Source organism: Rhodopseudomonas sp. (genome assembly GCF_048594845.1).
Taxonomy (GTDB): Bacteria; Pseudomonadota; Alphaproteobacteria; order Rhizobiales; family Xanthobacteraceae; genus Rhodopseudomonas.
Window position 1 is genome coordinate 1 of sequence record NZ_JBMDXE010000038.1, and the last position, 11,123, is coordinate 11,123.

The following is an 11,123-nucleotide window of genomic DNA, read 5'->3' on the forward strand; positions in this document are numbered from 1 at the left end:
GTTCTTGATGCGGATGTTGGCGAAGGTGCCGCGCATCATGACTTCGTGGTTACCACGGCGGGTGCCGTACTGGTTGAAGTCGGCCGGACGCACCTGATGCTCCGACAGATACTTACCGGCCGGCGAGGTCAGCTTGATCGAGCCGGCGGGCGAGATGTGGTCGGTGGTGATCTTGTCGCCGAACAGCGCCAGGATGCGGGCGTCGACGACGTCGACGATCGGCTCCGGCTGCATCTTCATGCCTTCGAAGTACGGCGGGTTCTGCACGTAGGTCGACGACATGTTCCACTTGTAGGTCTCGGACTCGACCGTCTTGATCTTGCGCCAGTTGGTGTCGCCCTTGAACACGTCGGCGTAGCGCGCCTTGAAGATCTTGGAGGTCACGTACTTCTTGACGAAGGCGTTGATCTCCTTGGTGGTCGGCCAGATGTCCTTCAGGTAGACGGGCTTGCCGTCCTTGCCGGTGCCGATCGGCTCGACCGACAGGTTCTTGGTGACGGTGCCGGCCAGCGCGTAGGCGACCACCAGCGGCGGCGACGCCAGGTAGTTGGCCTGCACGTCCGGCGAGACGCGGCCTTCGAAGTTACGGTTGCCCGACAGCACGGCGGCGGCGACGATGCCGTTGTCGTTGATCGACTTCGAGATCTCTTCCGGCAGCGGGCCGGAGTTACCGATGCAGGTGGTGCAGCCGAAGCCGACGAGGTTGAAACCAACCTTGTCGAGATCCTTCTGCAGACCCGAATTCGCCAGATACTCGGCGACGACCTGCGAGCCCGGGGCCAGCGAGGTCTTCACCCACGGCGCCGACTTCAAGCCCTTGGCGGCGGCGTTGCGGGCCAGGAGGCCGGCGCCGATCTGCACGCTCGGGTTCGAAGTGTTGGTGCAGGAGGTGATGGCGGCGATCACCACGTCGCCATGGCCGAGGTCGAAGTTCTTGCCGTCGACCTTGTAGCGCGTGCCGTCCAGCGCCTTCTTGTACTCGGTCTCCATCGCGGCGGCGAAGCCTTCGGAGACGCCCGACAGCGCGATGCGGCCTTCGGGACGCTTCGGGCCGGCCATCGACGGCTCGACCTTAGCGAGGTCCAGCGTCAGCGTCACGGTGAACACCGGATCCGGCGACGCCGAGGTCCGGAACAGGCCCTGCGCCTTGGCGTACTTCTCCACCAGCGCGACGCGCGCCGAGGCGCGGCCGGAAGTTTTCAGATAGTCCAGCGCTTCGGTGTCGACCGGGAAGAAGCCGCAGGTCGCGCCATATTCGGGCGCCATGTTGGCGATCGTCGCCTTGTCGGCGACCGAGAGGTGATCGAGGCCCGGGCCGAAGAATTCGACGAACTTGCCGACCACGCCCTGCTTGCGCAGCATCTGGGTGACGGTGAGCACCAGGTCGGTGGCGGTGACGCCTTCCTTGAGGGCGCCCTTGAGCTTGAAGCCGACCACTTCGGGCAGCAGCATCGACAGCGGCTGGCCGAGCATCGCGGCTTCCGCCTCGATGCCGCCGACGCCCCAGCCGAGCACCGCGAGGCCGTTGACCATGGTGGTGTGCGAGTCGGTGCCGACGAGCGAATCCGGATAGGCGACTTCGAACGTGCCTTTCGTCCGGCCGATCGTCATCTTCTCCTTCTTGGTCCAGACCGTCTGCGCCAAATATTCGAGATTGACCTGGTGGCAGATGCCGGTGCCGGGCGGCACGACGGAGAAGTTCGAGAACGCCTTCTGGCCCCACTTCAGGAACTCGTAGCGTTCCTGGTTCTGCTTGTATTCCTCGGCGACGTTCTTGCCGAACGCCTTGTTGTCACCGAAGAAGTTGACGATCACCGAGTGGTCGATGACCAGATCGACCGGCACCAGCGGGTTGATCTTCTCGGCGTCGCCGCCGAGCGCCTGCATGGCGTTGCGCATCGCCGCCAGATCGACCACCGCGGGAACGCCGGTGAAATCCTGCATCAGCACGCGCGCCGGGCGGAAGGCGATTTCGTGCTCGAGCTTCTTCTTCCGCATCCACTTGGCGACCGCCATGATGTCGGCCTTCTTGACGGTGCGGTCGTCCTCGTTGCGCAGCAGATTTTCCAGCAGCACCTTCATCGAATACGGCAGGCGGGAGATGCCTTTCAGGCCGTTCTTCTCGGCGGTGGGCAGGCTGTAATAGACGTAAGACTTGCTGCCGACCTTGAGGATCTTCCGGCATTTGAAGCTGTCGAGCGAGGTCATGTAAGGCGGTCCCAGGATTATCGTTGTCGATGGGCAGGCGGTGGCCGGCGAATGGGGAAGCCGTGCGGCTTGCAGGCGCCGAAGGTGTGCTGCATCAAGTTCCGGCTTATAGAACCTTTCCAGATGCGCCGCCAGTTCGACAATGACTAGCGGCGGCATCGTTTATGAGCAAGACGAACTCGGCGCCGGAACGGGAATAGGCAATCAAGAATGCGGCTGCGTGGACTGGGCCTGCGATGTATCCGAGGCGGCCGCGAGGTATTCGACGGACTGGATGTCGAGGTCGCGGGCGGCGAGGCGCTGGCGCTCGTGGGACACAACGGCGCGGGCAAGACGTCGCTGCTGCGGCTGATCGCCGGGCTGCTGCAACCGGCCGCTGGTAGCATCACGCTCGAGGGCGGCGAGGCGGATACGCCGGTCGCCGAGCAGGCGCATTATCTCGGCCACCGCGACGCGCTGAAACCATCGCTCAGCGTCAGCGAAAATCTGTCGTTCTGGCGCGAGTTCCTCGGCGGCGACACCACCGACCTCGCGGCTGCGATCGCGTCGGTCGGCCTCGCGCATGCGGCCGAACTGCCGGCCGCGTATCTGTCGGCCGGGCAGCGGCGCCGGCTGTCGATCGCGCGGCTGCTGGTGGTGCGCCGGCCGATCTGGCTGCTGGACGAGCCGACCTCGGCGCTCGACGTCAAAGGCCAAGAGCTGTTCGTGAAGCTGATGCTCGACCACCTCGCCGGCGGCGGATTGATCGTCGCGGCCACCCATCTGCCGCTCGGGATCGAGGCGCGCGAGATGCGGATCGGGGGGAAGGCATGAGGGGCGCGTGGATGGCCAACAAGGCCCCTGCTGTGGTTTCTCCATCGCCGGCGTTGTGCTTGGGGACCCCCACCCCCGACCCCTCCCCGCAAGGGGGAGGGGTGACGAGGCGCCGCGGCGTGTTGCTCAAATTCGTGACGGGCGGAGACGCCGCTCCAACGTCTGCTTTCGCCCTCTTCGAGCTCTCCCCGTCCACTCCGCTAGCGGCTCCTAGGCTCCCCTCCCCCTTGCGGGGAGGGGTCGGGGGTGGGGGTGCCGCGGGGAATGAGCCAACTGATCAAACAGCGCGAACAATCACACGCACTACCGGAGCCGCCGCATGAGCGCGCTTGGAGCGATCATTCGCCGCGACATCGCGATCGCCCTGCGGGTCGGCGGTGGCGCGCTGATTGGCGTGCTGTTCTTTCTCATCGTCGTGGTGCTGATGCCGTTTGCGGTCGGGCCGGATCTGCAGTTGTTGCAGCGGCTTGGGCCTGCGATCCTGTGGCTGGGCGCGTTGCTCGCCAGCCTGCTGACGCTCGACCGGCTGTTCACGGCGGACGCCGAAGACGGCTCGCTCGACCTGATCGCGATGAGCCGCACCCCGCTGGAGCTGACCTGCGCCGCCAAGGCGTTGGCGCATTGGCTGGCGGCCGGGCTGCCGCTGATCGTCGCGACGCCGGTGCTCGGCCTGCTGCTAAACCTCGACGGCGCGGCCTCGCTGGCCGTGATGGCGACGCTGCTGGCCGGCACCCCGGCGCTGACCTTCACCGGCATGATCGGCGCGGCGCTGGCGGTGACGCTGCGGCGGGGCGGGCTGCTGCTCGCCGTGCTGGTGCTGCCGCTGGCGATCCCGGTGCTGATCTTCGGCGTCGCCGCGTCGCAGGCCGCGATTGTCGGGCCGGTGCCGTTCGGCACGCCGTTCTCGATCCTGTGCGCGATCTCGCTGATGAGCCTGGTGATCGGCCCGTCCGCGGCCGCCGCCAGCCTGCGCCAGGGGCTGGATTAGCCGACCGGCGGGAACCACCCTGCCGGCGTCCGCTTATCTTGTCCAAGAAAGAATTGTACTATATTCTTTCCGCAGCAAGAGGAGCGCAATATGGCCGCTGTTCTGAACCGATCCCCGGCCGCCCTCGATAAGGGGCAGGTGCTGACCAAGGCCACCCTCAAGGCGGCCGAGCGGCTCGGCCTGTCGCAGAAGGTGTTGAGCAACGTCATCGGCCTGTCGGAGTCGGTGGTGTCGCGGATGAAGAGCGGCGACTACGTGCTCGACGGCGGCAAGGCCTATGAACTCGCCGCGCTGTTCGTCCGGCTGTACCGCTCGCTCGACGCCATCGTGGCCGGCGACGAAACCGCCGCGCGCGCATGGATGAAGAACGACAACCTCGCGCTGCGCGGAACGCCGATCGAGCTGATCCAGAAAATTCCGGGACTGTTTCATGTCGTCCAGTACCTGGATACGCGACGCGCTCCGGTCTGAGTCGGCGCGGCTCTCGGGACGTTTCTGGCGCATCGTCGAGGCGCAGCATCAATCGGCGACGATGAAGCTGACCGACTCGCTCGAGGAGCAGGCGCTGCTCGAAGACATCATCGAGGACACCAAGCCGCCGGTGCCAGCGGACTGCGACGGCCTCGACTTCCTGCTGATGACGCCGTTCCGCTACAGCGCGACCAATCCATGGGGCTCGCGCTTTCGGCGGCCCAATGCCGAGGCGGGCGTGTTCTACGCCGCCGCGCAGCCATCGACCGCGATCGCCGAGGCGGCGTTTCATCGCCTGCGCTTCTTTGCCGAATCGCCCGCCACGCCGTGGCCGCAGAACCCGGCCGAATACACCGCCTTCGCGGTCGAGCTCGGCTCGGAGCGCGCGCTCGACCTCACCGCGCAGCCGCCGGACGACATCGCGACGATCATGGACACTCAGAACTACGCCGCCGGACAGGCGTTCAGCGAAGCGGCGCGCACCGCCGGCGCGGAGATCATCAAATATCCGTCGGTCCGCGACCCGCAGCGCGGCGCCAATGTGGCGGTGCTGTCGCCGCGCGCGTTCCGCAGCAAGACGCCGGTCGACCGCCAGAGCTGGCGCATCCATCTCGACCGCAACGGCGCGCGCGCGTTCTGCGAAGCGCCGCGGGGTTCGCTCGCCTTCGGCCGCAGCGCGTTCGATTCCGATCCGCGCATGCACGGCTTCGTCTGGGATCGCTGAGGTGCGACCGATACCGGTCTGCATCTCCGGGTTGGTCCGGATGCCGGCGCCGCCTGGCAGCGGCTAACTTGCTGCACTGCGAGAGCGATCACCTGCGGCGCTGTCCCGATCAACTCCGTAGCAGCTTGCACGCGGCGTCATTGCCTGCGGCCCTCAGCCCCGATATCAGAAACGCCATGACGCTGACCGAACTTGCCAATCCGACCCGGTTCCTGTCGCTCGCGGGGCGTGTCCTGCCGTGGCTGGCCGGGCTGACGGTGCTGCTGCTCGGCATCGGCCTCACCCAGTCGATGCTGGCGCCCGACGATTACCAGCAGGGTGCCACCGTCAAGATCATGTTCGTGCACGTGCCGAACGCCTGGCTGGCGATGTTCGTCTGGGGCGTGATGAGCGTCGCCTCGCTCGGCACGCTGGTGTGGCGGCATCCGCTCGCCGACGTCGCCGCGAAGACCGCCGCCCCGATCGGCGCCGCCTTCACCTTCCTGGCGCTGCTCACCGGCTCGCTATGGGGGCGGCCGATGTGGGGCACCTATTGGGAATGGGACGCGCGGCTGACCTCGATGCTGATCCTGTTCCTGATGTATCTCGGCCTGATCGCGCTGTGGCGCTCGGTCGACGATCCCTCCCGCGCGGCGCGCGCCGCCGCCGTGCTGACGCTGGTCGGCGCCATCAACCTGCCGATCATCAAGTTCTCGGTCGACTGGTGGAATACGCTGCATCAGCCCGCCTCGGTGATGCGGATGGGCGGCTCGACGCTCGACAAGTCGTTCCTGATCCCGCTGCTGGTGATGGCGATCGGCTTCTCGCTGCTGTTCGTCACCCTGCATGTCGCGGCGATGCGCAACGAGATCCTGCGCCGCCGCGTGCGCTCGCTGCAGATGATGCAGGCCAGCCGGGCCGAGGCGGCGTGATGTTCGGTCGCTACGCCGAGTTCATCGTCTCGTCCTACGCCGCCACCGCGCTGGTTGTGCTGCTGCTGATCGGCTGGGTGGTGATCGATTATCGCCGGCAGAAGGCGCGGCTGCGCGACCTCGAGGCCCGCGGCGCGACGCGGCGCTCCGGCCGCAGCGCCACCGACATGTCCTGAGTGGCCCGCATGACGACGCCGTTTGCCGAAGCCCCATCGCCCAAGCGCCGCTCCTGGCTGGTCGTGCTGCCGCTGCTGGTGTTCGCCGGGCTGGCGGTGCTGTTCTGGTTCAGGCTCGGCGACCGCGATATCTCGCAGATCCCGTCGGCGCTGATCGGCCGCGCGGCGCCGCAGACCGAACTGCCGCCGCTCGACGAGCTGGCCCGCGACGGCAAGCCGGTGCCGGGCATCGCGCCGGCGACGTTCGCCGGCAAGGTCAGCGTCGTCAACGTCTGGGCGTCGTGGTGCGTGCCGTGCCACGACGAGGCGCCGCTGCTGACGAAGCTCGGCGACGACACGCGCATCCAGATCGTCGGCATCAATTACAAGGACAAGCCCGACAACGCCCGCCGCTTCCTCGGCCGCTACGGCAACCCGTTCGCCGCCGTCGGCGTCGACGCCAACGGCCGCGCCGCGATCGACTGGGGCGTCTACGGGGTGCCGGAGACCTTCGTGGTCGGCCGCGACGGCAAGATCGCCTACAAACTGGTCGGCCCGATCACCCCGGACAATCTCGACAAGGTGCTGAAGCCCGAGATCGAGAAGGCGCTGGCGAAGTCCTAGCCGCGTTCATCCGCACCCCCTCCCCGACCGCAGCGAGCCCCCTCGCCCGCCGGCGGGAGAGGGTTGGGGTGAGGGCTGCCCCGGGCAGTGACTAAGCGACTCGTTGATAGGAGAGCCCTCACCCGGATCGCTCCGCGATCCGACCTCCCCCGCAAGCGGGGGAGGTTGCGCTCCGCCGTGCCGACAGCCTCCGAGAAATAATCAGCAACGTTTATCGCAGGTTCATTTGGCGGCCTTGGACCCGCCATGAATCGGCGGCTAGCTTGGTTCCGTTACTAACAACGTCCTTTGGAGGGACACCCCGATGCTTACTTTGAAGCTGCGCCACCTCACCCTCGCCCCGCTCGCCGCCGCGCTCGCCTTCGGCCTGCTCACCAGCGCCCCGGTGATGGCGCAGGGCACCCAGACCGCGCCGTCCGGCACCATGGCGCCGCCGCCGAAAGCCGATACCAAGATGGCGCCGGCCAAGGACAGCAAGATGGCGCCCGCCAAGGCGGAGAAGACCGAGCTGCTCGATATCAACTCGGCCACCGCCGAACAGCTCGACGCGCTGCCCGGCGTCGGCAAGGCCTACTCGGCCGCAATCATCAAGGGCCGCCCCTACAAGGGCAAGGACGAGCTGGTGCAGAAGAAGATCGTGCCGCAGAAGACCTACGACGGCATCAAGGACAAGATCATCGCCAAGCAGAAGTAAGCGATCGCGTCTTGGACCTGGTCTTGGACCTAACAGCGCAGGACGAGCTTCGCACGACCCCACCACGTCATTGCCGGGCTCGACCCGGCAATCCATCTTCTTCAAAAGGATGGATGCCCGGGTCAAGCCCGGGCATGACGGCGGTGTGGGTGGTGAGGCCGGGTCAAGCCCGGCCACCACGTCTTTTAAAAGCGATTAGCGCCCCGACACGTCGCCTTCATCCGCCGCGCTCTTGTCGAGCGTGGTCGGTTCGGCGGCGTAGCGCTTGGCGAGCGGCATTTGCAGCATGGCGAACGCCATGGTGAGCGGGATCATGCCGAACACCTTGAACGATACCCAGAACTCGGTCGACTGCGTCCGCCACACCGCCTCGTTCAGCACCGCCATCGCGGCGAAGAACAGCGCCCAGCGCAGCGTCAGCTTGCGCCAGCCTTCCGGCGTCAGGTTGAACACCTGATCGAACAGGATGGCGATGAAGCTGCGGCCGAACAACAGCCCGCCGCCCAGCACCCCGGCGAACAGCGCGTACACGATGGTCGGCTTCATCTTGATGAAGGTCTCGTCGTGCAGCACCAGCGTCAGCGTGCCGAACACCAGCACCACCGCGGCGGTGACGATCGCCATGATCGGCACATGCTTCGTCACCACATAGGACGCGATGATCGCGACGATCACCGCCACCATGAAGGCGCCGGTGGCGGCGAACAGATTGAACTTGGCGTTGACGAAGAAGAACACCAGCAGCGGGCCGAGCTCGGTGGCGAGCTTGAACAGCGGGTGCGGCTGCTTCTTGTCGATCAGCTGGTCGCTCATGCGGCCTCCGTGCCGGCGATCGCCTTGGCGAAATCGCGCGCCGTGAACGGCGCCAGGTCGTCGACGCCCTCGCCGACGCCGACGAAATGCACCGGCAGCTTATGTTTCTCGGCGATGGCGACCAGGATGCCGCCACGCGCGGTGCCGTCGAGCTTGGTCATCACCAGACCCGTCACGCCGGCCGTCTTGGTGAAGGCTTCGACCTGCGACAGCGCGTTCTGGCCGACGGTGGCGTCGAGCACCAGCAGCACGGCGTGCGGCGCGGTCGCATCGACCTTCTTGATGACGCGCACGACCTTGCCGAGCTCGTTCATCAGCTCGGCGCGGTTCTGCAGCCGGCCGGCGGTGTCGATCAGCAGCACGTCGCGGCCCTGCTCCTTGGCGGCGGTCAGCGCGTTGAACGCCAGCCCGGCGGAATCCGAGCCCTGCGCGCCGGCGATCACCGGCGTGTTGGTGCGGTCGCCCCAGACCTTGAGCTGCTCGATCGCCGCGGCGCGAAACGTGTCGCCGGCCGCCATCATGACGCTGCGGCCTTCGGCCGCGAACCGCGCCGACAGCTTGCCGATCGTCGTGGTCTTGCCGGACCCGTTGACGCCGACCACCAGCACCACGAACGGCTTGTGCGCCGTGTCGATGGTGAGCGGCTGGGCCACGGGCGCCAGCACCTTCTCGACCTCGGCGGCGACGATCTCCTTGACGTCGCTGGCCGCGATCATCTTGTCGTAGCGGCCCTCGCCGACCGCCGCGGCGATCCGCCCCGCCACCTCGGCGCCGAGATCGGCGCGCAGCAGCACGTCCTCGATCTCCTCGAGCATCGCCCGGTCGAGCTTGCGCTTGGAGATCAGGTCAGTGATCGCCGTGCCGATCTGGCTCGACGTCCGCTTCAGTCCGCTGGACAGCCGCCGCCACCAGCTGGTTTTGCCGTTTTCCGTGTCACTCATCAGGGCGCTGTGTTAGCCGTTTCGGACCATGAACGAAAGCCACGCAGATCAATTCGACGTGCCGGAACTGACGCCGGACGAGATCCAGGCACGGGTGCTGCATCGCGACGGCCTGATGCTGGTGATCGACAAGCCGCCCGGCCTGCCGGTGCATCGCGGCCCGAAGGGCGGCCCCAACCTCGAAGCCTCGTTCGACGCGCTGCGCTTCGGCCTGCCGCGCCCGCCGGTGCTGGCGCATCGGCTCGACCGCGACACCTCGGGTTGCCTGGTGCTCGGCCGCCACCGCAAGGCCACCGCCACGCTCGGCCTGCTGTTCAAGCACAGCAAGATTTCCAAGACCTATTGGGCGATCGTCGAGGGCGGCCCGACCGAAGATCAGGGCGAAATCGACCTGCCGATCGCCAAGCTCAACGCCGAGCGCGGCTGGTGGCAGAAGGTCGATCCGACCGGCCTGCCGTCACTGACGAAATGGCGGGTGATGGGGCGGTCGGGATTGTTGTCGGGGGCTGCCGCCACCCCTACCACTGCGTCAGCGGCAAACGGCTCCCCTCCCCCTTGCGGGGAGGGAGCCTGCCCCGGACTTGATCCGGGGTCGGGGGTGGGGGTCCACAACGGGACGCTATCCTCGTGGCACCCCCTACCCCAACCCTCCCCCGCAAGGGGGGAGGGAGCTCGCCGTGCAAGGGGAGATGGCTGCGGCCAACACGAAATGGCGCTCACAACACCCGCTCCCGGCTGTATTTGTTCGGCAGCAATTCGCTGATCCCGACGGCTTCGACGCCATCCGGCCCGGGCACCAGCACGCGGGCGTTGCGGTCGTAGTCCCAGATCAGTTCGCGGCAGGCGCCGCAGGGCGACACCACGCGGACTTCGCGGTCGGTGTCGTGCGGCTTGGGGTGACGGACGGCCACGATGGTGTCGATGCCGGCCTCGCCGATCTCGGTGATCACCTGCCCCAGCGCGACCGCCTCGGCGCACACCGCCATGCGGCCGAGATACGCGTCGAGATTGACCGCGACGTAGCGACGGCCGGTGCGTGTCAGCAGCGCGGCGCCGACTTCCTGCCAGTCGTTGCGATAGCGCTTGGTAATCGTCTCGATCGCGCTTGCGATCAGCGCGCGATCGGACTCGGTGATACTCACTTCGACAGCTCCTTCAGGCCGAGCTTGATCAGTTGCGCGGTCGCGGCGTCTTCGCCGGCGGCGCGCGAGGCCGCGGCCACGGCAGCGGCGGCCTGCGGCTGGCCGTAGCCGAGATTGACCAGCGCCGAGATCGCATCGGCGACCGCGCGCGGCGCGGTGTTGTCGTCGATCGCGCCGGACAGATGCACCACCGCGGGATCGACGTTCGACAGCGCGGGCACCTTTTCCTTCAGTTCGGTGACGATGCGCTCGGCGACCTTCGGCCCGACGCCGGGCGTGCGCGCCACCGCCGCCTTGTCGCGCAGCGCTATGGCATTGGCGAGGTCGTGCGGCGGCAGCGTCGAGAGCACCGCCAGCGCCACTTTGGCGCCGACGCTCTGCACCGTCTGCAAGAGGCGGAACCACTCGCGCTCGGTGTCGGTGCGGAAACCGAACAGCTTGATCTGATCCTCGCGCACATAGGTCTCGATCGACAACGTCGCCGCCTCGCCGGGCGACGGCAGCGCCTGCAGCGTGCGGCTGGCGCAATGCACCTGATAGCCGACGCCATGGACGTCGAGGATGACGTAGTCCTCGCCGTAACTATCGATGACGCCTTTGAGCTTGCCGATCATGGAGTAGCTCCTCGGCGAGGCGCCT

13 protein-coding genes and 1 pseudogene are annotated in these 11,123 nt (G+C 67.1%); 9 read left to right on the plus strand and 5 right to left on the minus strand.

The features are described 5' to 3' along the window. On the minus strand, positions 1–2,208 hold a 2,208-nt coding region (gene acnA, locus ACOJTD_RS02080), incomplete at its 3' end, for an aconitate hydratase AcnA (RefSeq protein WP_420131284.1). Between the two features lie 210 nt (positions 2,209–2,418). On the opposite strand from acnA, the gene ccmA reads away from it, so the two are divergent. The 8 genes from ccmA to ACOJTD_RS02120 all read left to right on the plus strand — a co-directional run bounded on the left by ccmA (position 2,419) and on the right by ACOJTD_RS02120 (position 7,588). Further along, positions 2,419–3,021: a heme ABC exporter ATP-binding protein CcmA gene (ccmA, locus tag ACOJTD_RS02085; RefSeq protein ID WP_420131285.1), complete on the plus strand. Its 603-nt coding sequence runs from the start codon at positions 2,419–2,421 to the stop codon at positions 3,019–3,021. 319 nt (positions 3,022–3,340) lie between these two features. Beyond that, a complete protein-coding gene (ccmB, locus tag ACOJTD_RS02090; protein ID WP_420131286.1) occupies positions 3,341–4,009 on the plus strand; it encodes a heme exporter protein CcmB in 669 nt (222 codons plus the stop codon). 90 nt (positions 4,010–4,099) lie between these two features. Beyond that, on the plus strand, positions 4,100–4,480 hold the full coding sequence (locus tag ACOJTD_RS02095; RefSeq protein ID WP_420131287.1) for an antitoxin Xre/MbcA/ParS toxin-binding domain-containing protein: 381 nt from the start codon (positions 4,100–4,102) through the stop codon (positions 4,478–4,480). Continuing rightward, positions 4,440–5,204: an RES family NAD+ phosphorylase gene (locus tag ACOJTD_RS02100; RefSeq protein WP_420131288.1), complete on the plus strand. Its 765-nt coding sequence runs from the start codon at positions 4,440–4,442 to the stop codon at positions 5,202–5,204. The genes ACOJTD_RS02095 and ACOJTD_RS02100 overlap by 41 nt, the downstream gene beginning before the upstream one ends. A gap of 176 nt (positions 5,205–5,380) precedes the next feature. Beyond that, positions 5,381–6,115, plus strand: coding sequence for a heme ABC transporter permease (locus ACOJTD_RS02105; RefSeq protein ID WP_420131289.1), 735 nt, complete (start codon positions 5,381–5,383; stop codon positions 6,113–6,115). Continuing rightward, positions 6,115–6,291 carry a heme exporter protein CcmD gene (gene ccmD / locus ACOJTD_RS02110; protein WP_054164968.1) on the plus strand — a complete coding sequence of 59 codons (177 nt, stop codon included), beginning with the start codon at positions 6,115–6,117 and terminating at the stop codon, positions 6,289–6,291. The genes ACOJTD_RS02105 and ccmD overlap by 1 nt, the downstream gene beginning before the upstream one ends. A 9-nt stretch (positions 6,292–6,300) precedes the next feature. Further along, on the plus strand, positions 6,301–6,894 hold the full coding sequence (locus ACOJTD_RS02115) for a DsbE family thiol:disulfide interchange protein (RefSeq protein WP_420131290.1): 594 nt from the start codon (positions 6,301–6,303) through the stop codon (positions 6,892–6,894). Between the two features lie 304 nt (positions 6,895–7,198). After that, the gene (locus ACOJTD_RS02120) at positions 7,199–7,588 is read left to right on the plus strand and encodes a ComEA family DNA-binding protein (protein ID WP_420131291.1); all 390 of its coding nucleotides are present in this window, start codon (positions 7,199–7,201) and stop codon (positions 7,586–7,588) included. Between the two features lie 195 nt (positions 7,589–7,783). Here ACOJTD_RS02120 and ACOJTD_RS02125 read toward each other — a convergent pair whose 3' ends face one another. Together ACOJTD_RS02125 and ftsY are read right to left on the minus strand one after the other, a co-directional pair. After that, positions 7,784–8,386 carry a septation protein A gene (locus ACOJTD_RS02125; protein WP_420131294.1) on the minus strand — a complete coding sequence of 201 codons (603 nt, stop codon included), beginning with the start codon at positions 8,384–8,386 and terminating at the stop codon, positions 7,784–7,786. An 11-nt stretch (positions 8,387–8,397) separates the two neighbouring features. Next, positions 8,398–9,342, minus strand: a complete 945-nt coding sequence (gene ftsY, locus ACOJTD_RS02130) for a signal recognition particle-docking protein FtsY (RefSeq protein WP_420131292.1) — start codon at positions 9,340–9,342, stop codon at positions 8,398–8,400. A gap of 28 nt (positions 9,343–9,370) precedes the next feature. On the opposite strand from ftsY, the pseudogene ACOJTD_RS02135 reads away from it, so the two are divergent. Continuing rightward, positions 9,371–10,033, plus strand: a pseudogene (locus ACOJTD_RS02135) (RluA family pseudouridine synthase); the annotation flags it as partial. Between the two features lie 25 nt (positions 10,034–10,058). On the opposite strand, the gene ACOJTD_RS02140 reads toward ACOJTD_RS02135, so the two are convergent. Both ACOJTD_RS02140 and ruvA read right to left on the minus strand, forming a co-directional pair. Further along, positions 10,059–10,484 carry a cytidine deaminase gene (locus ACOJTD_RS02140; protein WP_420131293.1) on the minus strand — a complete coding sequence of 142 codons (426 nt, stop codon included), beginning with the start codon at positions 10,482–10,484 and terminating at the stop codon, positions 10,059–10,061. Continuing rightward, positions 10,481–11,098, minus strand: coding sequence for a Holliday junction branch migration protein RuvA (gene ruvA, locus ACOJTD_RS02145; RefSeq protein ID WP_420131295.1), 618 nt, complete (start codon positions 11,096–11,098; stop codon positions 10,481–10,483). The genes ACOJTD_RS02140 and ruvA overlap by 4 nt, the downstream gene beginning before the upstream one ends. Positions 11,099–11,123 lie beyond the last annotated feature (25 nt).

What these genes read in the sequence shown, in the direction of transcription:
- ccmA (WP_420131285.1), top strand. Translation starts at nt 2,419, where the DNA reads ATGCGGCTGCGTGGACTGGGCCTGCGATGTATCCGAGGCGGCCGCGAG.
- ruvA (WP_420131295.1), bottom strand. Translation starts at nt 11,098, where the DNA reads ATGATCGGCAAGCTCAAAGGCGTCATCGATAGTTACGGCGAGGACTAC.
- ACOJTD_RS02120 (WP_420131291.1), top strand. Translation starts at nt 7,199, where the DNA reads ATGCTTACTTTGAAGCTGCGCCACCTCACCCTCGCCCCGCTCGCCGCC.
- ACOJTD_RS02100 (WP_420131288.1), top strand. Translation starts at nt 4,440, where the DNA reads ATGTCGTCCAGTACCTGGATACGCGACGCGCTCCGGTCTGAGTCGGCG.
- ccmD (WP_054164968.1), top strand. Translation starts at nt 6,115, where the DNA reads ATGTTCGGTCGCTACGCCGAGTTCATCGTCTCGTCCTACGCCGCCACC.
- ACOJTD_RS02115 (WP_420131290.1), top strand. Translation starts at nt 6,301, where the DNA reads ATGACGACGCCGTTTGCCGAAGCCCCATCGCCCAAGCGCCGCTCCTGG.
- ACOJTD_RS02105 (WP_420131289.1), top strand. Translation starts at nt 5,381, where the DNA reads ATGACGCTGACCGAACTTGCCAATCCGACCCGGTTCCTGTCGCTCGCG.
- ftsY (WP_420131292.1), bottom strand. Translation starts at nt 9,342, where the DNA reads ATGAGTGACACGGAAAACGGCAAAACCAGCTGGTGGCGGCGGCTGTCC.
- ACOJTD_RS02095 (WP_420131287.1), top strand. Translation starts at nt 4,100, where the DNA reads ATGGCCGCTGTTCTGAACCGATCCCCGGCCGCCCTCGATAAGGGGCAG.
- ccmB (WP_420131286.1), top strand. Translation starts at nt 3,341, where the DNA reads ATGAGCGCGCTTGGAGCGATCATTCGCCGCGACATCGCGATCGCCCTG.